General features: G+C 58.4%; 24 protein-coding genes. 12 read left to right on the top strand and 12 right to left on the bottom strand.

Features of this window, described 5'->3' with window-relative positions:
• Nucleotides 1-24 precede the first annotated feature (24 nt).
• Together aspT and ASD36_RS11320 are read left to right on the top strand one after the other, a co-directional pair.
• Nucleotides 25-1,716 carry an aspartate-alanine antiporter gene (gene aspT, locus ASD36_RS11325; RefSeq protein ID WP_060510363.1) on the top strand — a complete coding sequence of 564 codons (1,692 nt, stop codon included), beginning with the start codon at nt 25-27 and terminating at the stop codon, nt 1,714-1,716.
• A 96-nt stretch (nt 1,717-1,812) separates the two neighbouring features.
• Complete coding sequence (locus ASD36_RS11320; protein ID WP_060510361.1) at nt 1,813-4,524, top strand: decarboxylase; 2,712 nt, start codon at nt 1,813-1,815, stop codon at nt 4,522-4,524.
• 238 nt (nt 4,525-4,762) lie between these two features.
• Here ASD36_RS11320 and ASD36_RS11315 read toward each other — a convergent pair whose 3' ends face one another.
• Nucleotides 4,763-5,113, bottom strand: a complete 351-nt coding sequence (locus tag ASD36_RS11315) for a potassium channel family protein (protein ID WP_244489792.1) — start codon at nt 5,111-5,113, stop codon at nt 4,763-4,765.
• A gap of 245 nt (nt 5,114-5,358) precedes the next feature.
• Between ASD36_RS11315 and ASD36_RS11310 the strand changes: the two genes are divergently transcribed.
• Nucleotides 5,359-7,053, top strand: a complete 1,695-nt coding sequence (locus ASD36_RS11310) for a SulP family inorganic anion transporter (RefSeq protein ID WP_060510359.1) — start codon at nt 5,359-5,361, stop codon at nt 7,051-7,053.
• 220 nt (nt 7,054-7,273) lie between these two features.
• Here the strand turns inward: ASD36_RS11310 and ycaC are convergent, their stop codons facing one another.
• Complete coding sequence (gene ycaC, locus ASD36_RS11305) at nt 7,274-7,900, bottom strand: isochorismate family cysteine hydrolase YcaC (RefSeq protein ID WP_060510357.1); 627 nt, start codon at nt 7,898-7,900, stop codon at nt 7,274-7,276.
• A 135-nt stretch (nt 7,901-8,035) separates the two neighbouring features.
• Here ycaC and ASD36_RS11300 point away from each other — a divergent pair, with 135 nt between their 5' ends.
• Nucleotides 8,036-8,953, top strand: coding sequence for a LysR substrate-binding domain-containing protein (locus ASD36_RS11300; protein ID WP_060510355.1), 918 nt, complete (start codon nt 8,036-8,038; stop codon nt 8,951-8,953).
• A 390-nt stretch (nt 8,954-9,343) separates the two neighbouring features.
• Here the strand turns inward: ASD36_RS11300 and ASD36_RS11295 are convergent, their stop codons facing one another.
• From ASD36_RS11295 to ASD36_RS11290, 3 genes are all read right to left on the bottom strand, one after another.
• On the bottom strand, nt 9,344-9,592 hold the full coding sequence (locus ASD36_RS11295; protein WP_060510354.1) for a YMGG-like glycine zipper-containing protein: 249 nt from the start codon (nt 9,590-9,592) through the stop codon (nt 9,344-9,346).
• Between the two features lie 55 nt (nt 9,593-9,647).
• Complete coding sequence (locus tag ASD36_RS29910) at nt 9,648-9,803, bottom strand: DUF3309 family protein (RefSeq protein ID WP_081927957.1); 156 nt, start codon at nt 9,801-9,803, stop codon at nt 9,648-9,650.
• Nucleotides 9,804-9,894: 91 nt separating this feature from the next.
• Nucleotides 9,895-10,764 (bottom strand): alpha/beta hydrolase, encoded by an 870-nt coding sequence (locus tag ASD36_RS11290; protein WP_162252455.1) that lies wholly within the window; start codon nt 10,762-10,764, stop codon nt 9,895-9,897.
• 281 nt (nt 10,765-11,045) lie between these two features.
• Here ASD36_RS11290 and ASD36_RS11285 point away from each other — a divergent pair, with 281 nt between their 5' ends.
• The 3 genes from ASD36_RS11285 (at nt 11,046) to ASD36_RS11275 (ending at nt 12,822) form a co-directional block, all read left to right on the top strand.
• The gene (locus ASD36_RS11285) at nt 11,046-11,375 is read left to right on the top strand and encodes a hypothetical protein (RefSeq protein WP_060510350.1); all 330 of its coding nucleotides are present in this window, start codon (nt 11,046-11,048) and stop codon (nt 11,373-11,375) included.
• Between the two features lie 59 nt (nt 11,376-11,434).
• Nucleotides 11,435-11,629 carry a CsbD family protein gene (locus tag ASD36_RS11280; protein WP_060510348.1) on the top strand — a complete coding sequence of 65 codons (195 nt, stop codon included), beginning with the start codon at nt 11,435-11,437 and terminating at the stop codon, nt 11,627-11,629.
• 200 nt (nt 11,630-11,829) lie between these two features.
• A complete protein-coding gene (locus tag ASD36_RS11275) occupies nt 11,830-12,822 on the top strand; it encodes a PRC-barrel domain-containing protein (protein ID WP_060510346.1) in 993 nt (330 codons plus the stop codon).
• A 131-nt stretch (nt 12,823-12,953) separates the two neighbouring features.
• Here the strand turns inward: ASD36_RS11275 and ASD36_RS11270 are convergent, their stop codons facing one another.
• Nucleotides 12,954-13,178, bottom strand: a complete 225-nt coding sequence (locus tag ASD36_RS11270) for a hypothetical protein (RefSeq protein ID WP_156393833.1) — start codon at nt 13,176-13,178, stop codon at nt 12,954-12,956.
• A gap of 203 nt (nt 13,179-13,381) precedes the next feature.
• Between ASD36_RS11270 and ASD36_RS29905 the strand changes: the two genes are divergently transcribed.
• The 4 genes from ASD36_RS29905 to ASD36_RS30550 all read left to right on the top strand — a co-directional run bounded on the left by ASD36_RS29905 (nt 13,382) and on the right by ASD36_RS30550 (nt 16,001).
• Entirely contained in the window at nt 13,382-13,546 is a 165-nt protein-coding gene (locus ASD36_RS29905) for a DUF1328 domain-containing protein (RefSeq protein WP_037105882.1), read from the top strand.
• Between the two features lie 175 nt (nt 13,547-13,721).
• Entirely contained in the window at nt 13,722-14,222 is a 501-nt protein-coding gene (locus ASD36_RS11265; protein ID WP_082562745.1) for a TIGR00645 family protein, read from the top strand.
• A 29-nt stretch (nt 14,223-14,251) separates the two neighbouring features.
• Complete coding sequence (locus ASD36_RS11260) at nt 14,252-15,505, top strand: FAD-binding oxidoreductase (RefSeq protein WP_060510342.1); 1,254 nt, start codon at nt 14,252-14,254, stop codon at nt 15,503-15,505.
• Between the two features lie 202 nt (nt 15,506-15,707).
• Nucleotides 15,708-16,001 carry a hypothetical protein gene (locus ASD36_RS30550; protein WP_156393832.1) on the top strand — a complete coding sequence of 98 codons (294 nt, stop codon included), beginning with the start codon at nt 15,708-15,710 and terminating at the stop codon, nt 15,999-16,001.
• 120 nt (nt 16,002-16,121) lie between these two features.
• Here ASD36_RS30550 and ASD36_RS11255 read toward each other — a convergent pair whose 3' ends face one another.
• The 3 genes from ASD36_RS11255 to ASD36_RS11245 form a co-directional block, all read right to left on the bottom strand.
• Nucleotides 16,122-16,622: a BON domain-containing protein gene (locus ASD36_RS11255; protein ID WP_060510340.1), complete on the bottom strand. Its 501-nt coding sequence runs from the start codon at nt 16,620-16,622 to the stop codon at nt 16,122-16,124.
• Nucleotides 16,623-16,776: 154 nt separating this feature from the next.
• Nucleotides 16,777-17,277: a hypothetical protein gene (locus ASD36_RS11250; RefSeq protein ID WP_156393831.1), complete on the bottom strand. Its 501-nt coding sequence runs from the start codon at nt 17,275-17,277 to the stop codon at nt 16,777-16,779.
• A 188-nt stretch (nt 17,278-17,465) separates the two neighbouring features.
• Nucleotides 17,466-17,699, bottom strand: a complete 234-nt coding sequence (locus ASD36_RS11245; protein ID WP_060503248.1) for a hypothetical protein — start codon at nt 17,697-17,699, stop codon at nt 17,466-17,468.
• A 729-nt stretch (nt 17,700-18,428) separates the two neighbouring features.
• Between ASD36_RS11245 and metB the strand changes: the two genes are divergently transcribed.
• Complete coding sequence (metB, locus tag ASD36_RS11240; protein ID WP_060510336.1) at nt 18,429-19,607, top strand: cystathionine gamma-synthase; 1,179 nt, start codon at nt 18,429-18,431, stop codon at nt 19,605-19,607.
• A gap of 94 nt (nt 19,608-19,701) precedes the next feature.
• Here the strand turns inward: metB and ASD36_RS11235 are convergent, their stop codons facing one another.
• From ASD36_RS11235 to ASD36_RS11225, 3 genes are all read right to left on the bottom strand, one after another.
• Nucleotides 19,702-20,580: a LysR substrate-binding domain-containing protein gene (locus ASD36_RS11235; protein ID WP_060510334.1), complete on the bottom strand. Its 879-nt coding sequence runs from the start codon at nt 20,578-20,580 to the stop codon at nt 19,702-19,704.
• A 49-nt stretch (nt 20,581-20,629) separates the two neighbouring features.
• Nucleotides 20,630-21,655, bottom strand: a complete 1,026-nt coding sequence (locus tag ASD36_RS11230) for a YeiH family protein (RefSeq protein WP_244489791.1) — start codon at nt 21,653-21,655, stop codon at nt 20,630-20,632.
• 418 nt (nt 21,656-22,073) lie between these two features.
• On the bottom strand, nt 22,074-23,873 hold the full coding sequence (locus ASD36_RS11225) for an NAD(P)/FAD-dependent oxidoreductase (protein ID WP_060510332.1): 1,800 nt from the start codon (nt 23,871-23,873) through the stop codon (nt 22,074-22,076).
• Nucleotides 23,874-23,889 lie beyond the last annotated feature (16 nt).

Raw genomic sequence — 23,889 nt, 5'->3', positions numbered from 1 at the left:
CCCTGCTCAGGAGATCATACCGTCATGTTCGAATGGTTCACCGCGACGCTACAAAAGTACCCGGAAATTGCCCTCTTCCTGTCACTCGCGATTGGATACTTCGTTGGCAAGTTTACCTACAAGGGGCTGGGCCTTGGAGCCGTCACCTCGACACTGCTTGCCGCCGTGGTCATCGGTCAGTTGGGAATCGTCATTTCGCCGAATGTGAAGTCAGTTTTCTTTCTGATGTTCCTGTTCGCTGTGGGATACGGGGTCGGCCCGCAGTTTGTTCGCGGTATCGCTTCCGACGGTTTGCCGCAAGCCGCCTTTGCCGTGGTCGTCTGCATTTACTGCCTGGCGGTTCCGGTCATCATCGCCATGTTGGCGGGTTATGATGTTGGCTCCGCGGCCGGTCTTTATGCAGGAACGCAAACGATCTCCGCTTCTATGGGGCTTGCTACCGACGCGATCAACCGCCTTGGTATGCCACCGGATCAGGCCGCTACAACACTGAATGCGATGCCGATTGCCTATGCGGTGACCTATATATTCGGCACGGCGGGTTCGGCCGTCATCCTGGCTCTCATCGGTCCCCGGCTTCTCGGGATCGACCTCGCTGCCGCGTGTAAAGACTATGAAACCCGCCACAGTGCTGCAGCCGAATTGGGCGGGGCAGGATCGGCATGGCATCGCTTCGAGCTGAGGGCATATCGGATCAAACCCGATGGTCCCGTCGTCGGCCTCACCGCGACACAGGCCGAGGCTCTCGTGCCCAATGCACGGGTCTTCATAGAGCGATTCCGTCGAAACGGTACTATTCAGGAAGCCACTGCGGAGACAACCTTGCAAGCCGGCGACATCGTCGCCCTGGTCGGCCCCCGGGATGTCCTTGTCGACGTGCTCGGCCGTGAGGCGGAAGAGATCAATGATCCCGAACTGCTGAATGTTCCCGCCGAAGGCGTCGATGTCTATGTCACGAGCAAGGAGCTTGATGGCAAACAGCTGTCGGAGATTGCCAAACTACCGCTTGCTCGCGGTATCTTCCTGCGAAAAATCGTTCGAGGCGCGACCGCTGCGGTGATCCCGATCCTGCCCAACACGACGATCCATCGCGGCGACATCCTCACGCTTGTCGGCCGGTCGAAGGACATTGCCGCGGCGACGACAAATATCGGCTATGCCGATCGTGCGACCGACGTTGCCGATGTTGCTTTCATCGGTGCTGCGATTACCTTGGGTGCGCTGATAGGTTCGCTCGTCCTTAACATCGCCGGTGTGCCTCTGACCTTGTCGACAGCAGGGGGAGCTTTGATAGCCGGTCTGGTCTTCGGCTGGCTGAGATCGGTGCATCCGACATTTGGGCGGATACCCTCATCGACCGTATGGTTCATGAATTCGGTTGGGCTGAACATCTTCATCGCAGTCGTTGGTATCAGCGCTGGACCCGGCTTCGTGGCTGGGCTCAAGGAACTCGGCGTCAGCCTCTTCTTATGGGGCGTGCTCGCCACCACGATCCCGTTGATACTGGCAATGTACACAGGCAGGTATCTGTTCAAATTCGATCCGGCCATTTTGTTCGGGGCGTGCGCAGGTGCCCGCACCACCACGGCCGCTCTGGGCATGATCACAGATTCTGCCAAAAGCCAGGTGCCGGCTCTGGGCTACACAGTCACATACGCCATCGGCAACACACTCCTGACGATCTGGGGAATGGTCATCGTGATGCTCGTTGCTTAGTGGCCTGACTGCAACCTTAATACGAATTGTGGCGACGACCCGTCATCGTAGAAAATAGGTGGCATGGTCAGCATCTGGACAAGTTGGGAGCATCAGATGGAAAATGAGACCACACATATCGATCAATTTCTGCTCATCCATTCAGTGCGTAACGACTGCTGGCGGGAAATCACCACGTTGGCCGATGCCTGGGCGTCTCATCGCGGCGAGCGCGCGGCGCTGGAAGCCGCGATCGCTGCTGGTGCGGCGGCAGAGGAGTATCACGCTTATCCTGGTGCACGGTTGCTCGCAGCCTTGGCGGAGCGCATTGCCACGAACGATGCGGGTGGGGCGGCAATGCTCGCACGCCGCATTTCAAACGGGTTGCTCACGCATGCTTACCGCGAGCGTTTGAGCGAGTGGGACGTTCATGAAGAACTTTCCACCACCGAGGTCGCAGATGTGCTACCCCACGGCACGGCTGAGGCTGGCGGTCGCCGGCCCTATTTCGAAGTGCTGTACGTCAATAGTCAGCCGGCGGCGCGATGGCCGGCACTCGCGACAGAACTCCGCAAACTGCGCAGGCCTGAGGATCCCTTTGTTTACGAGCCAATTCTGGTGGGCTCCTTCGAAGACGCCTTTTGTGCAGCGGCATTGAACCCTGATATCATTTCCGTGGTTCTCGCCGAGGGGTTTCCCTATCGTTCCCGTCATGATGCGCCAATCCTTCGCTCCGTGCTCGATCCGCTGGGGGAAGAGGAGGGGCCGGACATGTCAGCTTTGCGCCTCGCACGCTCCCTCAAGCGCATCCGGCCTGAACTCGACATCTATTTACTCTCCGACCGGCAGGTCGAAAAAATTGCCGGTGACCCTGCGGCCGATGCGGTCCGCCGGGTCTTTTACGCGGTCGAAGAACCGCTCGAGATGCACCTTGCCATTCTCGAAGGTGTGCAGGCGCGTTACGAGACGCCGTTCTTCGACAACTTGAAGAAGTATGCCCGCCGGCCGATCGGTACATTTCACGCGCTGCCCATCGCCCGCGGCAAGTCGGTCTTCAAATCCGGCTGGATCCGCGACATGGGCGAGTTTTATGGGCTCAACCTGTTTCTGGCCGAAAGCAGTGCGACGACGGGCGGCCTCGATAGCCTCCTTGAGCCAACCGGCACCATCAAGCGCTCACAGGAGATGGCGGCGCGCGCCTTCGGCGCCGACCACGTCTTCTTTGTGACGAACGGTACGTCCACCTCCAACAAGATGGCAGTGCAGGCGCTTCTGGCGCCTGGCGATATCGCGATTGTCGATCGCAACTGCCATAAATCGCACCACTACGGCATGGTGTTGACAGGCGCGCAGCCATATTACGTCGAAGCCTTCCCGATGACGGAATACTCGATGTATGGGGCCGTCCCGCTCGCCACGATCAAACGCGCGCTGCTCGCCTTGAGAGCGGAGGGACGTCTCGACCGGTTGCGGCTGCTGGATCTCACCAACTGCACCTTCGATGGACACATGTACAACGTCCGGCGAGTGATGCAGGAGTGCCTCGCTATTAAGCCTGACCTGATTTTTCTGTGGGATGAAGCTTGGTCCGGGTTTGCCCGGTTCTCACCGTTTCTGCGTCCGCGCACCGCGATGGGAGCCGCAGCTGATCTTGAGGAATGGTTGCGGGCTCCAGGCTCGATCAAGGAGTATGAACGGCAACAAGCGGAGCTCGGCAAAAATCCGACGGATGATGCCCTCCTTGCCGCCCACCTGATCCCCGACCCTCGCCTCGTCCGCCTTCGCGTTTACCAGACAAACTCGACGCACAAATCCATGTCGGCGATCCGGCAAGGCTCCATGCTGCTGGTGAAAGACGTGGACTTTCACACGGTTGAAGCCCAGTTTCATGAGGCGGTGTTCACGCACGCTTCGACGAGCCCCAACCAGCAGCTGATCGGCAGTCTCGATGTTGCCCGACGGCAAATGGAGCTCGAGGGCTATGGCCTGGTCATGAATGCCCTGGAGATTGCACTCAAAATCCGCCGGGCGGTGAACGAGCATCCGCTGATCTCGAAGTTCTTCCACATTCTGGGTGCCGATGAGATGATCCCCGGCATATATCGGCAGTCCGGCTTCAAGGATCATCTGGCACCTGGATCGACCTGGGCCACCGTCGTGAAGGCCATGCGTGAAGATGAATTCTATCTTGATCCCACCCGCATGACACTGGTCTGCGGGACTGCCGGTTTTGATGGAACCCAGTTCAAGGGATTGCTGGCGAATGAGTACGGCATCCAGCTGAACAAGACATCCCGCAACAGCGTGCTGCTGCAATCGAATATCAACAATACGCGCAGTGATGTCGCGCATCTCGTCCGCGTTCTCGTCGAGATATGCCGCGGGATCGAGAAACGTCTGGCCGACGGCGGCGAGGGGGAACGTGCGACGTTCGCAAAGCGGGTGAAATCGCTGATGACGGACGTGCCTGATCTTCCCAACTTCAGCCACTTCCATGAGGCCTTCCGCGGCGACGCTGGCCGGACGACACCGGAGGGCGACATGCGCACCGCCTTCTTCAAGGCATACGATGCTTCGGTGTGCGAATATGTGCCGCTCATCGGTGCGGAATGCGACCGGCGTTTGCGCGAAGGCCCGGAGATGGTTTCGGCCAACTTTGTCATTCCTTATCCGCCAGGCTTTCCAATCATGGTGCCGGGACAGGTCCTGACACAGGAGACGATCGACTTCATGCGCAAATTGGATGTGAAAGAAATCCATGGCTACGAAAAGGCACGGGGACTGAAGCTGGTCAAAACGGGTGTTGTGGCCGCGAAGGCGAAAAGATGACCAATCCTTGCTGAGAAAGCAGGCGGAGCGGGGCTGCAGGCTCATTTGCGGGCCTTTTACGCGGGGCCGGGACATCCCTCGGCAGTGCCATTGCCGTTCTCGGAGACACCCCCGTTGCGCCGATCGTCAGTGGGATCGCGTGGTGCAACTGACGGGTTTGACAAACTATGGGCAGCACCGGGATTAGGTGCGCCTATCGGGTTTCGGCGTCATGCTACGAGATCGACGAGATATCCTTCTACTTTGTTCTATCGTCGTCCGTCGCATTGAGCGCCCGCACGGCTACGGCCGCCACCAGGCCCGTGAGGACAATACCGGAAAAGCCAATCAGCAGAGACAATAGGCGGGTCACAAGGTGTTTGGGCACGAAATCCCCGTAGCCAATGGTCAGTCCAGTGACGAAAGTGAAGTACAATGATTCATCTATTCGCCAGTCTTCGATGTATCCAACAACTATTCCAGACCCAATGATAATAACGAGGATTCCGGAGAACAAAGGCCATAAAATGCGAATTTGCTGTAGCAGTGTGGAGAAGAAAAATCGTCTCATATTCTTCGCATTAGGCTTGGACCTTTTGCTTTCTGACATACGCTTAAGCCCCTGAATTCCTGTAGTTCACCCGCAACGGCCTTTCAGCATTGTCGCGGAACGAAACAAATGGAAAAGTCGCGGTTCTGCCATTCGAGTTTCGGCCCTCGGGCCGACATAGTTACACTACACTATTTCGGTGTTAGCTAGCCTGCCAATGCAGCGACTGGAACTATCAACAGGTGAACTCGGGCAACGGCGTGCCAGCCGGCCGGACGCTGTTAAACTGATGGAGGTGCAAAGTAATGGTTCCAGTGCCGAATGCCGGTCAATTGCCGTTGCCGCCGGACGGGACGCTGCGTCTGGACATCATCGCGGGCCTGACCGCTGCTGCGGTTGTCTTGCCGAAAGCGATGGCATACGCAACAGTTGCGGGCTTGCCCGTCAACGTCGGCCTTTACACGGCCTTCGTGCCGATGATTGTCTATGCGCTGCTGGGTAGCTCCCGGGTGCTGAGCGTCAGCTCCACGACAACCCTTGCTATTTTGACGGCAAGCCAGCTTGCCCTCGTCGTGCCGGACGGAGAGCCTGGTCAGTTGCTGACGGCGACGGCAACGTTGACGGCGCTCACGGGCCTGCTCCTCATGGCGGCGGCGGCTCTAAGGTTGGGCTTTGTTGCCAACTTCATATCCTCGTCGGTCTTGACCGGCTTCAAGGCGGGGATCGGTCTGGTGATCGTTCTCGATCAGCTTCCGAAACTGTTCGGCCTTCATATCGTCAAGCAGGGCTTTTTCCGCGACATCCTGAACTTCGTGCAGGATTTGCCCCATGCATCGATCGTCACGCTGGGCATTGGTGTGACCGCGCTTGCACTCTTGTTACTGCTGGAACGGCTGTGGCCCCATTCCCCCGCGCCGCTCGCCGTGCTCGGGGCAGGCATTGCTGTGTCCTGGATGGCTGGGCTCGGCGCCAGCGGCGTGCCGATCGTGGGTCATATTCCTCAGGCACTACCGTCCTTGACCCTGCCAGATACCGATCTCATTTTGCAATTGCTTCCTGGTGCAAGCGGTATCGCATTGATGAGTTTCACAGAGACGATTGCCGCCGGACGGGCGTTTGCCGTGCCCGGGGATCAACCGATCCGGCCCAACCGCGAACTGGTAGCCACAGGCCTTGCCAATCTCGGTGGTGGCTGTTTCGGCGCTATGCCGGCCGGTGGCGGCACGTCGCAGACGGCGGTGGTGCGTGCTGTGGGCGGATCTACGCAGAAAGCGTCGTTGGTCACCGCGGCGGCTTCCGCTGCGACGATGCTGGTACTTGCACCGTTGCTCGGATTGCTGCCGCAGGCCGTGCTCGCAGCCATTGTGATCGTCTACTCCATCGGCCTTATCAACCCCGCAGAGTTCATGTCGATCCGCAAGGCCCGCCGCATGGAGTTTCGCTGGGCGTTGGCAGCTTTCTTGGGAGTGCTTTTTTTCGGTACGCTGCAAGGCATCATCGTTGCCATTATCCTTTCGCTGGTTGGTCTCGCAAGCCAGGTCGCCAATCCACGTCTCCATATCATTGGCCGCAAGCGAGGGGAGGATTTGCTGCGGCCGCATACGGCAGAGCGCCAGGACGATGAAACCTTCGAAGGCCTTCTGATCTTGCGGCCGGAGGGACGCCTCTTCTTCTTGAATGCCCAGTTGGTCGGCGATCGTATCCGCGAACTGGTCGATCAGGAAAAGCCACGCATTTTGCTGATGGATCTCAGTCGCGTTGTGGATATCGAGTATTCGGCCCTTCAGATGATCATGGAGGGAGAGCGTAATCTTGCGGGGCAGGGTATTGAGCTATGGCTTGCGGACCTTAATCCCGAGGTGCTCGATTATGTTCGCGCATCGGGTTTTGCTGCACAGTTGGGTGCCACACGCATGTTTTCCGGCACACGGGCAGGGATCCGCCATTACCAGAGCAGCATCACGGCAACACCGGCGGAGAGCCTCCCCGGCCCGGCCTGAAGTCGCAAATGCCCAATTGCATTTTGCGCGCTGACCCGAAAACGTGAACGGTGACGTTAACCGATGCAGCAAGGTTGCAGCAACTTGCTGCTATTGGCTCGAACAAACAGCCCTGAGCCGTCATGGCCCCCACCGGGGGTGGAGGCCATGACGTATTGCTCTTAAGCTTCAATCTCCATGGCAGCGGATGCCACTGCCTACCGGAGTAGCTGGCGCCGGGTTACTTGCCGGATGCCATCGTGTTGTAGCTGGTGATCAGGTTGCGGTAGTCCGGAATGTGGTTTGCAAACAGTGTGCCCAAACCTTCGATGTCGTTGCGCCAGTCGCGGTGCAATTCACAGGCGACGCCGAACCACGTCATCAGTTGGGCACCGGCTGCGCTCATGCGGTCCCAGGCTGAATGGCGGGTCACTTCATTGAAAGTCCCTGAGGCATCGGTGACGACAAACACGTCAAATCCTGCCTCGATGGCCGACAATGCGGGAAAAGCGACGCAGACTTCGGTAACGACGCCCGCGATAAGCAGTTGCTTCTTGCCGGTAGCCTTCACTGCCTTGACGAATTCCTCATTGTCCCAGGCATTGATCTGGCCAGGCCGGGCAATGTACGGGGCTTCGGGGAATGTTTCCTTGAGTTCCGGCACCAATGGGCCATTGGGGCCATTTTCAAAGCTGGTCGTGAGAATTGTCGGGAGTTTGAAATATTTTGCAAGATCGGCCAACGCAAGCACATTGTTCTTGAACTTGTCCGGATCAAAATCCCGTACCAGAGAAAGCAGGCCGGTTTGATGATCAACGAGAAGAACGGCAACGTCATCCTTGTTGAGGCGTACATATGGCTTGGTCATCGGACATTTCCTTTTCGTGGCTAGAGGTTTGGGCCGTAGCTCGTCACGTCGCGCCGTGGCGTAGAGAAGGGATATATCAACAACGAAAGCCGCGGAAGATTGCCAAAGGCGACGGAGCGTTCTATTCATAGGACGATGGAAGATCTGAACGACCTTTATTATTTCGTCCAGGTGGTGGACCATGGTGGCTTTGCGCCAGCGGGACGCGCCATGGGGGTGCAGAAGTCAAAACTCAGCCGCCGTATCGCGCTTCTCGAGGAGCGGCTGGGCGTCCGCCTGATCCAACGTTCATCGCGCCATTTTTCAGTCACCGATCTCGGACGCGAATACTACCACCGCTGTCTGGCGGTTCTGGTTGAGGCGGAGGCTGCAACGGCTTTCATCGCACAGCACCGCGATGAGCCACAGGGCGTGGTTCGGATCAGTTGTCCGACCGCGCTCATTTCGTTCCAATTCGGTGCGCTGTTCGCCAAATTTCTCACGACCTATCCAAAGGTCGAACTGCATCTGGAAAGCACCAACCGCCGTGTGGATGTGCTCGGCGAACGTTTCGACGTCAGCATTCGCGTGCGCTTCCCGCCCTTGGAGCAGACCGATCTCCTGATGAGGAAACTGGACGATAGTTCACAATATCTCGTCGCGCGGCCGGGATTTCTCGAAAGACCGCTTGGAACGCCAGCCGATCTGCGGGGATTGCCCAGCATAGCATGGACCTCTGTATCCAATACTTATGAATGGCGGCTTGAAAGACGGGATGGCGAGCAGGTTGCAATTCCCCATCGCCCCCGCTTCCTGACCGATGATATGACAGCGCTGCGGGACGCGGCACTCGATGGAGCCGGGATCGTTCAACTGCCAACCATGATGATCTGGCAGGATCTTGCCGCAGGCACATTGGTGCCCGTCTTGCCAGATTGGCGCCCGGCGTCAGGTATCGTGCACGCGGTATTTCCGTCCCGGCGCGGTCTGCTGCCCTCTGTACGCACCCTCATCGATTTTCTGGCGCGAGAATGCGCTGTTCAACGGCAAACCATTGATGAGAGCCTTTTCTGATCGTAAACCACTTGGGCAACCTGAATGACTGGTTCCGGTATCTGACGGCTTGGCTTGCGGCTGAATTTTTCAGGCTCTCCTCCAGCATTTGCGGATAGATTCGTCAAGTGTGGAGCCTTGCCCGCAAAGGTTGCGGATTCCCGGCGCGCTGGTTAACACTTCAAAAGTGTAGCGTTTGATGGGACGTGCCATCAGGTCGTCCATAGGTGCGGAATTAGCAAAAAGGCCTCGATGACCGATCCGGATGCGCGGTCCTATTGCAAGACCAATAGCAGGGAAAAGTGACCGGCGGTCTGCAGAGGATCAGTGGGCGTTCACTCCAGCGTATTCCAGACGCAAAAAAACGGGCCGAAGCCCGTTTTCCTGTTGTGGCTTATCTCTGCTGTCTGATCAGCAGGATGCGGTGTATTGGCGGCCATAACGGTCGCGGTAGACACAGCGGCCCGGTTCGCTGGCATTACCGATCAAGGCACCGGCCACGCCGCCGACTGCAGCGCCGACTGCTGCCCCGCGCACATTGCCTGTTGCCACACCTCCGATGACGGCGCCGGATGCAGCGCCGATGCCGGCCCCCTTCTCGGTCTGGGTGCAAGCCGCGAGCGGAAGAATAAGAACGGCTGCGAGGAGGATTTTTTTCATGACTGGTTCCTTTTCAAGGGGTGTTGATGGGCGAAAAAGCGACGGTGCGGGCAGATCAGATGCGGCCCATCAATACGAGGATGAGGAGGATCACTACGACCAGCCCGAGGCCACCTGACGGTCCATATCCCCAATTGCGGCTGTGGCCCCAACTCGGTAGTGCGCCGATCAGCAAGAGCACCAGGACGATCAGGAGAATTGTACCGAGCATGTTGTTTCCTCTTCGTGTTTCGGCCGTGCCAGGCACGGGGTCTGCTGCGGTAACGCCGCTCACGGGCATTTGTTCCCGTGTGAGATTTTCATTAAAGGCCCAGTGGCAGAGTATTGCCGAGCGGCACAGTCGCGGCCCTTCCCCTTGCGCTGCTCTTACGATTTTGGCTCAGGGGCCCGAGCAGAAGAAAGGCGGCGATCAGCTGGTCAACCTTATCGCGAGCCTCGGCCATGGGCAGATGCCCGACCTTGTCGAGGATGACGGTATGAGCGCGGGGCAGGCGCCCGGACAGATGGATCTGGTGCAAAGGCGGCACGATGGCATCACGGCCGCCAATGATGTTGAGCACCGGCACATCGATCAAGGGTAGCTCGTTTACGATGGATGTTTGCGACATCCAGGAGACGAAAGCGGCGATTTCACCCGCCTGAGAATTCAACAGACGCTCGCGGACCTGTTCCATTGCCGCAATGGTTTCTTCGGTTTCCCAGCCGGCGGTCTTGTCGAACACACATTCGAGGGATCCCCACCGAAAGGCCTCCCGTGTTGCTATCCACCGGGTGAACAACCGGATGAAGAGGTGCTGGCCGAACAGGGGAAGGCGCAGGATTCGCGATGCCAGCCGCTCCTGCCCCTCAAACCGGCCGCAGGCAAAGGCGCCCATGAGAATGACGTTGTTGACAAGGTCCGGCCGATGCCGGGCAAGCAGAAGCGAGATGAAGCCGCCGGTCGAATGTCCAATCAGGGTCACCGGTTCTCCATTGTAGTCCCGCTCGATCGCTTCGGCATAAGCTCTGACGATCGCTGCTGTGGTCAGGCTTTGCGTGAGATTGTCGAGTCTCCAAGGACTGTGGCCCGGTAGCGGATAGGCGGCGGCGCGGCCTTCGCGGACGATGCCAGGCGTAAAACAGTTCCAGAAGACCGGAGACATGACCATGCCGTGGATCAACACGGTTTTCATGCCTGAATCTTCGGAAAGCCAATGGGGAGGCGGCGGGCGCAACATTGAAGGCATTCCTTTGCTGTGCGTCAGCAAATCATGCCTTGGACGTCTTGGTTTTCTGGGGCGCGCGCGGCCGAGGCCGTCGCGGGTATCAGGGTTCACCAACTCACGCAAGGCATTCCTTGACGCGGAGACAAAACGCTATCCGGGGTAAAAATGTTCCCGGCAAAATTTGCGGAACTTCTCCGGCGTCCACCCCGTTTCCCTGCCACATCATTCATTGTGCAGGGAGCACGACGATGGAACATATCGCAGCGATCATGATGCTTGTCGGGTGTACCCAGGGCAATGTTGAATGCAAGGAACTACCGGCGCCGGCGGTCGGGTTTGAAACCGCCGAGGAATGCCAGGCACTGCTGCAGCCGTCGCTCAATGATTTCAGAAGCAAGTACAAGATCGTCTACGGCAAATGTGCCGCTATCGACCCGGCTCTCTATATTGAAGACGCAACGATCACCTGGGCCATAACACCCTCGAAGGAACTGGACATCCAGATAACCTTCGATGAGCCGGCCACGCCGATCCTGGTTGCGGGCAAACGCGACCAGCAGGGCCTGTTGAGCAACTAAGTCCCCCTGTGCAGCATTTTCAATCCCAGCCGAACAAGGCTCAACCAAAGGAGACAACCATGAATTGGGATATGATCGAAGGCAAATGGAAGGAATATCGGGGCAAGGCCCAGGCCCAGTGGGGCAAGCTGACGGATGACGACCTTGATGTCATCAATGGCCGCCGCCAGGAACTGGCTGGCCGGATTCAAGTTCGCTATGGCGTTGAAAAAGAGGAAGCCGAGCGCCAGATCGACGAATGGTCGCGCCACTGATTGCAGTGGTTCTGAAGTTACCAAATGGCGCCCGGATTATCGTCCGGGTGCCATTTTCGCATCCGGCACCCGCTGCCGGCGGTCGGAAATACGGAACAAAATCCGCGCGGTTCCGTTGTCCAAGGCAATCCCAGCCGGCTGAACCCTTGGCTTTCCCGCCCAACTGGCTTTCTCCCAGACTTGCATGAAGGAGTACAACAATGATCCGCACTCTTATGGCGACGACCACGCTTGCCGCGTTCTTGACAACCACAGTGCTCACAGTGCTGACCACAGGCGCATGGGCGCAGGAAGGCGGCGCGATCAACGCTGATCCGGTTGCTACCGCGAACACGACCTCTCAGGCGCCGGGCAAGGGCCCGGCCGGATATTTTTCCGCCGCGCCAGAGCAGGTTCTGGCAACCTCGGTCCTTGGCAAGACCGTCTATACAGGCGCTGATGAACAGGGCGAAGCCATCGGCGACGTCAACGATGTCGTCATCAACGCCAATGGCGGCGCCGAGGCGTTGGTGATCGGTGTTGGCGGGTTCCTCGGTATTGGCGAAAAGGACGTGGCGGTCGGTTTCGACCGCGTGTCCTGGTCGGACAGGGACGGCCAGCGTATCATCGTCGTTTCGGCGACCAAGGAAGATCTTCAGGCAGCCCCCGAATTCCAGCGAACGGCCATCATGGATGGTGTCGCTGCGACAGGACCCGAGGACGACAGCGCCGCAGCGCCTGCAAACGCTCCCGTCATTACCGATGAAGCAGCGGAAGCGACGCCACCTACTATTGGCACCACACCGCAGATGTCCGATCCGGACATCGCCCCGCCGGTCGATACGACCACCACAGCCGCAACGCCGCCTGACGAAATGCAGCCGGTCGATCCGTCTTTGGTCAGTGCGGAAAAGCTTATCGGCATCGAGGTCAAGGTTGCCGACGATACCAAGGTGGGCAAGATCGGCGACATTCTTCTCGACAAGAACGGCAAGATCGAAGCCTATGTGATCGATGTCGGTGGGTTTCTCGGCATCGGGCAGAAGCCGGTTGCGATGAGCGCGCAGAGCGTTGAGGTGATGGCCGATGCCAAGGGGACGATGACCATCTATTCGCCGTTCACCAAGGCGCAGCTGGAAACCCAGGCTGCCTATGACGAGGAGGCCTACAAGGCCAACCCGCGTGGAATCGTTCTGGCAACGCCGCCAAACTGACGAGTATTCGCAAAGCCGGCGCCGAAATGACGCCGGCTTTTATTGTTTTTACAAACCCGTCTGAATGCGAACGGGTGTAAAAAAGGCGGCCGTGTGGCCGCCATCTTTTGCTCCGGATCAATTGCTAAAACTCAGCTGTCCGTGTCTCTGGTCGAGCGTTGTTCGGCAGCATCGAGATCTGCAAGAAGATCAGACAACGTGCCATCTGCGTTCAGTGGGGCTTCCGTGAAGTAGAGGTCACGCAAAGTCGAGCCGATATGCAGGTGCCGATCGCGGCTCTTTTTCGGTACGCGCACCGAGGCCGCTGCAGATTTCCAGATATTCGTCGTCGATACGGTCATTTTACTATCTCGCATGATGTATATGCCTTCACAACGTTCCCTTCCTTGCTAAGGTTCCGAGAAATGCGTGGCCAAACCGTGTCAAAATGAAGCGATCTTTCGCATCGTGGTTAATGATTGGTTTTTGTCGCGGGGCGTCGCGTCCTGCCTTTTTTACCGGAACAAAGGTTCGCCTCCGGCGTTTATTCAGCAATGATTTAAACCAAGGAGAATTCCCGATGCTGTATTACGCTCTTGTCTTCCTCGTTGTTGCCATCATCGCTGGTGTTCTGGGATTTGGTGGTATTGCCGGCGCTTCTGCAGGTATCGCCCAGATTCTGTTCTTCCTGTTTCTCGCTTTTCTGGTCATCTCGCTGGTGGCTGGCCTGATGCGCCGAACCTGATCCCATCTCAGGTGATGCGTGAGAGAAGGGAGCGATGCGAAAGCATCGCTCCCTTTTGCTGTTGTGGTCGAAATGTCTCGCCAATGCAGGTCGCTTCCGCCTTGCCGAAGGCAATGGGCTTGGCTATTCATGACCGGATTATCTCGCAATTGCACCTGCCGGAGCTGCACCAAGCATGAAATCACTGGAACTCATCGTTGAAAGAATCATCCTGTCGAGCCGCTGGCTCCTCGTGGTCTTTTATCTGGGGCTGGTTGCAGCGCTGGCACTTTACGCGGTGTCCTTCGTCTATAAATTCTACAAGATCGCCATTATGGTCTTCGCCTATGACGAATCCGACATGATCCTTGCCATGCTCGGCCTGATCGATGCGGCCCTGGTCGCAAGCCTGATCGTCATGGTTATGATCTCGGGCTACGAGAATTTCGTCAGCCGGTTCGACGAAGCTGATGCCGAAGTCTCGTTCCTTGGCAAGCTTGATTCCGGCAGCCTGAAGATCAAGGTGGCCTCATCGATCGTGGCGATCTCGTCCATCCATCTGTTGCAGATTTTCCTGAACGTAGCGAACTACACCAGCGAGCAGTTGATGTGGGCGACCATCATTCACATCGCTTTTGTGGTCTCCGCGCTGATGCTTGGCTTCCTCGAACAGATCATGACCAAACTGAAGAAATAGACCGCAACAAGCAGAATGGGGTGGCGGGCATGAAGACTGACGTTGTTGTTTTGGGGGCGGGCATTGTGGGCCTGTCGACGGCCATCCATCTTGCGAGACGGGGCAAGTCCGTTGTGCTGCTCGATCGACGCGGCGCTGGCGAGGAAACGTCCTATGGCAATGCCGGCCTGATCCAGCGCGAAGGCGTGTTTCCCTATGGTTTCCCGCATGATTTCGGGGCACTGTTCCGCTATGCGCTGAACAACACGATCGACGCGCATTATCATTTCCGTGCATTGCCGGGTCTTGTACCGTTCCTCATTCGCTACTGGTGGAATTCAGGCTTTACACAGCACCAGAACATCGCATCGATGTATGCACCGCTGATCGAGAATTCGATCACCGAACATGCCGACCTGATCAACGCGTCCGGTGCTGGTGATCTCATCCGCAAGGATGGCTGGATGAAGGTTTTCCGTACCGAGGCAGCCCGGGATGCGGCCTACAAGGAAGCTGAAAAGCTGTCATCGACGTTCGGCGTCAATCACCAGAAACTGTCCAGCAGCGAACTGAAGACGATGGAGCCGTCGATCCGGGCGGACCTCACCGGCGGTCTGCGCTGGACCGACCCGTGGTCGATCCGCGATCCGCACAGCCTCAACAAGGCTTATCTCAGCTATTTCCAGTCGCTCGGTGGCCGCCTGATGTCGGGTGATGCGGCGACACTTGAACATATTCTCGAAGGTGCCGGCTGGCGTGTTGCAACGCCGGAGGGGCCGCTGGAGGCCAAGGAAGTCGTGGTGGCGCTCGGCCCTTGGGCCGATACCGTCACCAAGAAACTCGGCTACCGTTTCCCGCTGGCGGTCAAGCGCGGCTATCACATGCATTACGGCATGGAAGAAGGCGCGCAACTGAACAACTGGGTGCTCGATGCTGAAAAGGGCTATTTCCTGGCGCCGATGCTGCGCGGCATACGGCTGACCACCGGCGCCGAATTTGCCAATCGCGATGCGCCGAAGACCCCGGTCCAGCTGACGCGGGCGGAGCGGGTCGCCCGCGAATTCTTTCCGCTTGCCGAGCGCCGCGATGAGGAGCCGTGGATGGGCGCGCGCCCCTGCACGCCGGACATGATGCCGGTCATCGGCAAGGCGCCGCGTCACGAAGGTCTTTGGTTCGCCTTCGGCCATGCCCATCACGGCATGACTCTCGGCCCGGTCACCGGCCGCGCGCTCGCCGAAAAAATGACCGGCGAAAAAACCGTTATCGACATCAAACCGTTCAGGCCTGACCGGTTTTTGGCCTGATCAACAAGAGGCACAGACGCCGGGAGTGATTCCGGCGTCCAATTCTGCTGCCGATTCTTTTCCGATTAATTTTCCGAAGACTGGAACAAACGTCACAGCCGTCCGTTATGAGGGTTGGCTGACGGCGAGGGCTCGGTCGGCTGTGTCATGCACAGCATTTGGAAATGACCGCCGTGAGGAACGGTGGCGGGAGCGGTATTTCATGCAGAAACAGGTCGTAGAGTTAAACGGCGAAGCCGTTGGCGCTCTGATACGCGAGGATAACGGGTTTCGGTTTCTCGCTGTCAGATATGGCGTATGGAGCCTGGATGGCCGGCTGTTTTCGAATCCATCCGAAGCAAAACACGCGGTGAAGGCCCTTCTGGCGAAGCCGGCAGGGCGCTCGATGCCATCGGCCAGCTTCTGGGTGCCTGGTGACGGTGATCCCTCAAGCAGCCAGTTCCGATGGAACGCCGTTTCGCCGATCCGTTCGCGGCACAACGAGAGTCGCGCCTGACGGGGCGGCGAGGCGGAGCTACCGATGGCGGCGCAGATGCCCTTGATTAGCAGTCCGCCCTTGATGGGTGAGTGACAAAGTGCCGGGCCATAATTTCATGCTCGCGATCTTGCTGCGCGATCAATCGTCCCAATCAGCTGGAATGCCGCTGTCTGCTCCAATTGCTTCCAAGTCGTTGCGGATACGGGTCACGCCGGACACTGCATAGATCAGCGCTTCGATCTGGCGCCGCTCGTGCGCGGTATCGACGGAACCTTTCAGCCATACGGCTCCACGGCGGGCCTTGATGTCGACACTCGATGTGTCGATATCACTGTCCTCAAGTACATTGGCAATCATGTCTTCCAGAGCATCGTCGTCAACATCCGCCTCGGTGTCGTCGCCGAAAAGGTCCGGACCGTTGCTACTTTCGATCGCGGTCTCGTCGCTGCGCTGGAATCCAGAGTTTCCCGCTTCATCGAAGTTTTCCGCGCTCTCACCGTAGGACCGGTTTCCGACCCTGGTGTCTGATCCGGGCGCCGCGTCGGCGTAGGGCCAGCCCTCGTTAAGATCGCGTTCCTCGTAATCGCGGTAATCGTCCTCGCGCCCTGTGGATTTTGGTGTTTTTCCGGTCATCGCCATGTCCTTGTTCTGGGAGAGCCGAGGAGAAACGGATGAAGAGGCATTTGGTTCATTTGCACGACAATCTTGCCCAATATTTTTGCGATGACCGGCAAAAGCAAATGACGAAACGGCTGAAGCCGATCCGTCATTTATCCAAGGCGTCAAGCGTCGCTTAGTTCTGCGGGGCAGTGCCGGTGGCTGGTGTCTGTGTATCGGTACCAGTTGCCGGGGTTTGCGTTTCCGGGGTCGTAGGCGTGGCGCTCGGGGTCGTTGTGGTATTCGGTGTCACGTTTGTGTCCGGAGTTGCAGTGCCGGGCGTAACGGCACCCGGTGTCGCGCTGTTGTCAGCCGGCGGGGTTGCGGTGTCGGCTGGTGGCGTTGTCGTCTGTTCTGTCGCCGTAGGCTGTGTTGCTGTGCCACTGGTCTGATCGGTCGACATTTCTGCCGGCAACCAGACGAGAAGCGCCAGAACCAGACCTGCAAGCAGGATGATCAAAACCGGCCATTTCGAGCGTACCGATCGGGGTTCGAGTTCTTCCGGCCGCCGCTGGTTGGCCAACGGATCGTTCCCCGGAGCGCCTGTCACCGGATCGATACGCGGGCCTGCCTGTTCAGCCGGCCATGCCGCAGGATTCACGTTACGGTTTTCAGTGGGATCAAAACGTTGATTCATGGCGGACATATCCTTTCGAGAAATGGTGCCTGTGCCAGCAAACGTTGAAGGCAACTGCCCGATAAACGTCGCTGTAGGGCGAATGTTCCTCGAAAAGACCGGCGAAGGCGGTAAAAGCCTTCAAACTGCGGAGGAAAAGGCTTCTTTCGATCCAAAATCGTCAAGAAAGGCGCCGGATCTTGGCGAGATCAGCTTGACGGCAGTTCGGCGATATCCCCGAATTGGGCGAGCAGGCGCGGGCTCGTCATGTCGCCGCTCTCCTCATCGACCTCGACGGCATAGGCCGCGACCCCGACAAACCGGTCTGCCATGGCTGCTGCAATCTTTTCTGCGCTTGCAGCATTGGATGCCTGGCGCATCTCGCCCGGTCCAAGTCCGCCTCGCGTCTTTTTATAGGGAACAACGATGAATTTCTCGGCCATGGATGGCCCTTTCAAATATTGGTGCCGTGACGGTCAGGGCCGTTTCGATGAAGTACGACGCAATGGACTGATTACGGCAGGCACTGCCGATGACATAGCCGCGATCTTTAGCATTGATTGCCGTGCACCTGTACCGGCAACCGCTGCAATGTGAAAAAAAGCTGGCCGATTGCCTTGCTGTCGATCCGAAAGAGGCAGAGGTTGAACCTCCGTCGAACGCTGATGGCTTGTCATAACATGATAATATTCAACGAGTTGATGCTATCATGCGGCCGGATGCAGGTCGCAAAAATGGACGGCCACGTTCTTTCGTGGCAGCGAGAGAGACGTCAATCTGCCCGCCCGGCCCTATTCTAAATCTAATAGCAGCCGCGTCCTGTCCTTGCGGACGAAAGGCCTTTCGCAGATTTTCCGGGCAATTGATACCCCGATTTCTAAAAGGCTGCTGCCCTGACGGGGCGGAAGAGTCCCGCTCGCCAAAGGCTGCATAGCGCTCTCATTCTACCACGGTTTGTCGAAAGACTGATGGGACGGGCCGAAAAGCAGGCATCGTCTTGCGCCAAATCCGCGCATGCCGTGTCAAAAAACCCGATATTGGAGAATGATTGATTGTTGTCATTCACGATATGGAAATTATAGTCCTCCCAAAAAGGGTACTCTCTGGCTTGGATGAGATGGTCCTGCCTCGAAAATTTCGCGCACTCCGGCAACCACAGAAAGTCAGCTTGAATGACAAAGGGCAAAGACGTCAAAACCATTGCTGCAGCAAACGGTATCGCTACCGATAGCGCCTTTGGCGCCGTCACTCCGCCTCTCTATCTCTCAAGCAATTTTGCGTTTCGGCAATTCGAACAGACGCAGGATTACGAATATTCGAGGATGGCCAATCCGACACGCGACCTTTTGGGTGACACCTTGGCAAAGCTGGAGGGTGGTGCCGGAGCCGTGATGACGGCCTCCGGAATGGCTGCCGTCAACTTGGTTCTCAGCCTGCTGAAAAGCGGAGACCGCGTCATTGCACCGCATGATTGTTATGGCGGGACATACCGGTTGCTTTGTTCTCTCCGGGACAAGGAACATTTCGACGTGGAGTTCATCGACCAGCAAAATGCCACAGCGCTCAGAAGTGGTCTTCAGCGCTCGCCATCCCTGGTTTTCATCGAAACCCCAAGCAACCCGCTGATGCGCATCGTTGACATCAGTGGCATTGCGCAGCAAGCGCATGCCGCCGGTGCACGCGTCGTTGTCGACAATACCTTCCTGTCGCCGGCGCTGCAGCAGCCCATTTCTCTTGGAGCGGATTTTGTCATTCACTCGACGACAAAATACCTGAACGGCCATTCCGATGTTGTCGGTGGCGCGGTTGTCGCGGCCCGTTCGAGTGATGCGGAGGCGTTAAAGGACTGGGCAAATCTGAGCGGAGTGACAGGGGCGCCGTTTGATTCGTATCTTACGCTTCGCGGTGTCCGTACTCTCTTTCCCCGGCTCGAGCGCCAGCAGAAAACCGCTGTCGCGGTGGCGAATTTTTTGGCGGGGAGGCCGGAGGTTGGCATTGTTTACTATCCTGGGCTTGAGACGCATCCCGGACACGAACTCGCCAAACGGCAACAGTCAGGCTTTGGCGCCATGTTAAGCTTCGAGTTGGCTGGCGGGCTTGAGGCCGTGCGGTCTTTCGTCAAGCCGTTGCAGGTATTCACGCTGGCTGAATCGCTCGGTGGTGTTGAAAGCCTGATCGCGCATCCGGCAACCATGACGCATGCCGGAATGGGGGCCGAGGCGCGATCGGCCGCCGGCATCACCGACGGCTTGCTCAGAGTTTCGGTTGGGTTGGAGGCCGAGGAAGATCTTCTTTGGGACCTTGCATCCAGCCTGTCGGCCATCGGCTCGCTGTCGGCTACGGTACCGTAACGTCGATCAAACTGCGGTGAGCCGGTCGAACTGGCTGTGGGCTCAGCTGCGGTGGCCTTTGGCCGCGTGCTGTGCCGCCACACATGCCGCTCTATCAGGTTATAACAAGCTCGCGAAAGGCGTCGCTTGCACGCGTACGATGCCTTTCGCGATGGCGGATGAGGCTGAATTCGCGCGATGGCAGTTCGAGCGACATGATGCGCAACCGTCCGGCGTTGACACCCGCTTGGGCGACCATTTCGGAGACCGCAGTGGCCAGGTGTCCGGCCTCGACCGCCGCACAGATTGCCTCGTTCGAAGGGAGCTCGATCGGGACACGCAGGCTGCCGGGGTTCAGCCCCAGCTCACGCACAGCCTGTTCGAAGGAGGATCGTGTGCCCGAACCAGGTTCGCGCAAAACCCATTCTGTGCCGTCAAGGTCATGCGGCAGGACTGGAGGCTGGCTGACCCACGGATGGTCGTGACTGACGATGACGACGAGACGATCGTTGGCAATGGGCTCGACGGAGACGGCCGGCTCGTCGATCGTTCCCTCGATGAAGCCGAGATCGGCATCGCCAGCCAGAACTGCCTTTGTGCACTGTGCCGTGTTCCCGACCTGTAGCCGCAACTCAATCTGGGGGAAACGCTCATAGAAGCGGACCAGGCGTTGCGGCAGCCAGTAGCTGGCAATGGTCTGGCTCGCAAAGATGGTCACGGTTCCGCGCCGGGTACCGCTGAGATCGGCCATGGCAGCCTCGGCCGCGTTGACGCGGGCGACGATTGCTTTCGCCTCCTCGGCAAGAATCTTGCCGGCTTCCGTCAGTTCTATCCGGCGGCCGATACGATGAAACAATTTGACGTCATGCCGGTTTTCCAGCGCGTTGATGGCGCCGCTGACGGTCGATTGCGTCAAGTTCAATGCCTCTGCCGCACGGGTTACATGCTCTCGCTCCGCGACAGCAAGAAATATCCGCAACTGTTCGAGTGTCACACCACGCCTTTCAAATCATACCACCGGCTGTGCGGAATGGCCGGCAACCTTACTGAGCCAGGTTGACCAGCAGCAGGCCCGCTGTTGCAATGTACAATGAGGCGATGAAGGAAAGAAGCAACGGCCGCAGGCCCCGCTGCTTTAATTTGGTAAAACTCGTCCCCAGGCCAAGCGCTGCCATGGCGGCGGTGAGGAGGACAGGCGTCATTGCGACAATCGGCTCCCGCACCTGTTCCGGCACCACACCACAGCTATTCAGGACAACCAGCGAGACGAAGCCGACGATGAAGAAGGGAACTACCTGCGTCAGGGCCGGCCGGCCGGCCGCACTGTGTTCGGATCGGGCGACGTGGAGAGCAAGAGCAATCACAATGGGTGCCAGCATCATCACGCGGGCAAGCTTCGATACGATGGCGACCTGTCCGGCGGCCTCACCGCCCTGGAACCCGGCGCCGACAACCTGGGCGACCTCCTGGACCGTCAGCCCAACCCACAGGCCGTAGGATTGCGGGTCGTTGCCCAAGAGGATGTTCAGAAACGGATAGAGGAACATCGCGATGGTGCCGAACACAGTGACGCAGGCAACCGCATAGGAGACGTCTTCGTCCCTCGCACGCGTGACGGCATTGGCGCCGGCAATCGCCGAGGCGCCGCAGATTGCAGTACCGGCTGCCAGTAGCAGGCTCAGTTTCCGGTCGACGCCCAGCAATCGGCCCATCCAGACTGTGAAAAGAAATGTAGAGACAACGACCACCGCTGTGAGCACCAGGCCGGAGATCCCGATGCTAGTCAATTGGGCGAAGGTCAGCTGCAGGCCGAGCAGGGCAACCGCCAGCCGCAGCAGTTTTTTCCCGGCAATTGAGATGCCCGCTTCGGCGGACGAGGAAAAACCGACGAGATTGGCAAAAACCATCCCGAGAAAGATCGCCGTGATCATCGGGCTGAGCGACGAGACAAACGGCAGGTTGCGCAGCCCGTAGGCGGACGCCGTGATCACCGCCACCAGCACGATACCGGGAATGAAGCCCGCTAAGGCTCCGGGTTTTGAAGAGGAAACGGCAGAAAAATCGGTCATGCGGATTGTCTCGAAAATATAGCTCAGTAGAGCGCCATAATGAGAAATATCTTCGGCAAAATCCAATTGTATTGGAAGATCATTCCAATCGTTATTCGCGATCGGTTCAAGAATGGCCTGACCTGACATCAAAAGAAGTTCGGGCGCAATCTGCGACTGTTTCATTTCTCCGTGGCTGCGGCTGGCGGGCGGCGTGGCGATAGCGGGATTGCCGTGCGCGTTGCGTCTTGCTGTGGGGCGTGCGCGGAAACCTGCCGAATTGTGTCTTGGCGGTCAGCGTGATCGGAAGGCGAGACCGTCGCGTCGCCGGTCTGCGATACCCAGGCCAAAATTCAGGACAATGAGTGAGGGGCGACACCCCTCACTCCTTACATCGTAGTTTGGCTGACGGAATGCGTCCGGCTTGAGCGTTGCCCAATCAGCGCCGGTGATGAACGGCTTGAAGAGCGTAGACCGGGACAGGCAGGCCCTCCATCCGCGCCTTCAGTTGCAGTGCCAGATACTGTGAATAATGGCGCGACTGGTGCAGGTTGCCACCATGGAACCACAGCGCTTCCTGTTGAGTCGGCTTCCACATGTTGCGCTGCTCACCCTCCCAAGGGCCGGGATCCTTCGGCGTATCCGAGCCGAGGCCCCAGACCTTGCCGACCTTGTCTGCGGTTTCCTGGTCGATGAGATCGGCCACCCAGCCGTTCATCGAGCCGTAGCCGGTCGCGTAGACGATGACATCAGCGGGGATTTCCTTTCCGTCCGAAAGCTTGATGGAGTTCCTGGTAATCTCTTCCACCTGGCCTGCTGCAAGCTTGACCTTGCCGTCGATGATGAGCTGCGAGGCGCCGATATCGATGTAGTAGCCGGAGCCACGGCGCAGATATTTCATGAAAAGACCGGAGCCGTCGGCACCCCAGTCGAGCTGGAATCCGGCCTTTTCAAGCGCCGTATAAAAGGCCGCGTCGCGCTCGCGCATCTTGTCGTAGAGCGGGATCTGGAACTCATGCATGATCCGGTAGGGCAGGGAGGCGAAAATGAGGTCGGCCTTGGCCGTCGTGACACCGTTGGCAAGCGCCTGCTCCGAATAGAGCGAGCCCAATCCGATATCCATCAGTGTGTCGGACTTCACGATATGCGTCGTCGAACGCTGGATCATCGTGACGTCGATACCCGCCTCGTAAAGTGCCGCGCAGATGTCGTGGGCCGAGTTGTTCGAGCCGATGACCACGACCTTCTTGCCCTTGTAGCCGTCTGGGCCTGGATGTTGGGAGGAATGGTGCTGCTCGCCTTCGAACTGGTCCCGTCCTTCGAAATCCGGAATGTTCGCCTTGCCGGACATGCCGGTCGCAAACACCAGTTGTTTGGGCCGGAGCACAACTTCCTCGCCGTCACGATCGACGACGATCGTCCACTCCTTGGTCACCTCATCCCATTTCGCCGATTTGGCGGCGGAACGGGTCCAGTAGTTCAGCTCCATCACCTTGCTGTAGAATTCCAGCCAGTCCCCGATCTTGTCCTTCGGCGCAAAAACCGGCCAGTTCTTCGGAAAGTCGATATAGGGCAGGTGGTCGTACCAGACAGGGTCGTGCAGGCAGAGCGACTTGTAGCGTTTGCGCCAGCTATCACCGGCCCGCTCGTTCTTTTCGAGGATGATGGTCGGTACGCCGAGCTGCCGCAGCCGGGCGCCAAGGGCGATACCACCCTGGCCGCCGCCGATGATGACGGTGTAGGGCTGCTTTTCGTAGCCGAGGGTGCGGGCTTCCTCCTCGCGCTCCTCGGCCCATGTCTTGGCGCCGAGGTCCTGGCCATGCTTAGCACCAAGCGGACGCGTGAAGCCAGATTTCTCCTCATGGCCCTTCAACTCGGCAAGCGCCGTCAACAGCGTCCAGATCTGCCCGTTTTTGAAACGCACCAGGCCGTAGCCGCGCCCGGTTGCCGTCTCAAAGGTGATCCAGCTTTCGAGGACGCCGTCTGCCTCCGTCGCCTCCTCTCCCGCAGCAACGCGCCAGTTCGATGGCTTGGCCGTTGAAAGCTGCGCTTGTAGCATATCGCGCACCTGATCGCGGCCTTCGACGGTTTTCAGGTTCCAGGTGAAGGCGACGAGGTCGCGCCAGTAGCAGTCCTCGGCGAACTGATTGACGGCATCGTCGATCCGGCCAGCTTCGAGCGCTGCCCCGAACGTATCGAGAAGCGCCTGAAGGCGGGTGGTGGGGGTCTTGTCGAGCATCGTGTTTCTCCTCCAG

It is taken from the genome of Rhizobium sp. Root1334 (assembly GCF_001426665.1).
Lineage (GTDB): Bacteria > Pseudomonadota > Alphaproteobacteria > Rhizobiales > Rhizobiaceae > Pararhizobium.
Note: the sequence above shows the minus strand (reverse complement) of the source record. Positions and strands in the feature narration are given on the sequence as shown.

Coding starts and splice junctions, on each gene's coding strand:
- aspT (WP_060510363.1), top strand. CDS start 25: ATGTTCGAATGGTTCACCGCGACGCTACAAAAGTACCCGGAAATTGCC.
- ASD36_RS11320 (WP_060510361.1), top strand. CDS start 1,813: ATGGAAAATGAGACCACACATATCGATCAATTTCTGCTCATCCATTCA.
- ASD36_RS11315 (WP_244489792.1), bottom strand. CDS start 5,113: ATGTCAGAAAGCAAAAGGTCCAAGCCTAATGCGAAGAATATGAGACGA.
- ASD36_RS11310 (WP_060510359.1), top strand. CDS start 5,359: ATGGTTCCAGTGCCGAATGCCGGTCAATTGCCGTTGCCGCCGGACGGG.
- ycaC (WP_060510357.1), bottom strand. CDS start 7,900: ATGACCAAGCCATATGTACGCCTCAACAAGGATGACGTTGCCGTTCTT.
- ASD36_RS11300 (WP_060510355.1), top strand. CDS start 8,036: ATGGAAGATCTGAACGACCTTTATTATTTCGTCCAGGTGGTGGACCAT.
- ASD36_RS11295 (WP_060510354.1), bottom strand. CDS start 9,592: ATGAAAAAAATCCTCCTCGCAGCCGTTCTTATTCTTCCGCTCGCGGCT.
- ASD36_RS29910 (WP_081927957.1), bottom strand. CDS start 9,803: ATGCTCGGTACAATTCTCCTGATCGTCCTGGTGCTCTTGCTGATCGGC.
- ASD36_RS11290 (WP_162252455.1), bottom strand. CDS start 10,764: ATGAAAACCGTGTTGATCCACGGCATGGTCATGTCTCCGGTCTTCTGG.
- ASD36_RS11285 (WP_060510350.1), top strand. CDS start 11,046: ATGGAACATATCGCAGCGATCATGATGCTTGTCGGGTGTACCCAGGGC.
- ASD36_RS11280 (WP_060510348.1), top strand. CDS start 11,435: ATGAATTGGGATATGATCGAAGGCAAATGGAAGGAATATCGGGGCAAG.
- ASD36_RS11275 (WP_060510346.1), top strand. CDS start 11,830: ATGATCCGCACTCTTATGGCGACGACCACGCTTGCCGCGTTCTTGACA.
- ASD36_RS11270 (WP_156393833.1), bottom strand. CDS start 13,178: ATGCGAGATAGTAAAATGACCGTATCGACGACGAATATCTGGAAATCT.
- ASD36_RS29905 (WP_037105882.1), top strand. CDS start 13,382: ATGCTGTATTACGCTCTTGTCTTCCTCGTTGTTGCCATCATCGCTGGT.
- ASD36_RS11265 (WP_082562745.1), top strand. CDS start 13,722: ATGAAATCACTGGAACTCATCGTTGAAAGAATCATCCTGTCGAGCCGC.
- ASD36_RS11260 (WP_060510342.1), top strand. CDS start 14,252: ATGAAGACTGACGTTGTTGTTTTGGGGGCGGGCATTGTGGGCCTGTCG.
- ASD36_RS30550 (WP_156393832.1), top strand. CDS start 15,708: ATGCAGAAACAGGTCGTAGAGTTAAACGGCGAAGCCGTTGGCGCTCTG.
- ASD36_RS11255 (WP_060510340.1), bottom strand. CDS start 16,622: ATGGCGATGACCGGAAAAACACCAAAATCCACAGGGCGCGAGGACGAT.
- ASD36_RS11250 (WP_156393831.1), bottom strand. CDS start 17,277: ATGAATCAACGTTTTGATCCCACTGAAAACCGTAACGTGAATCCTGCG.
- ASD36_RS11245 (WP_060503248.1), bottom strand. CDS start 17,699: ATGGCCGAGAAATTCATCGTTGTTCCCTATAAAAAGACGCGAGGCGGA.
- metB (WP_060510336.1), top strand. CDS start 18,429: ATGACAAAGGGCAAAGACGTCAAAACCATTGCTGCAGCAAACGGTATC.
- ASD36_RS11230 (WP_244489791.1), bottom strand. CDS start 21,655: ATGACCGATTTTTCTGCCGTTTCCTCTTCAAAACCCGGAGCCTTAGCG.
- ASD36_RS11225 (WP_060510332.1), bottom strand. CDS start 23,873: ATGCTCGACAAGACCCCCACCACCCGCCTTCAGGCGCTTCTCGATACG.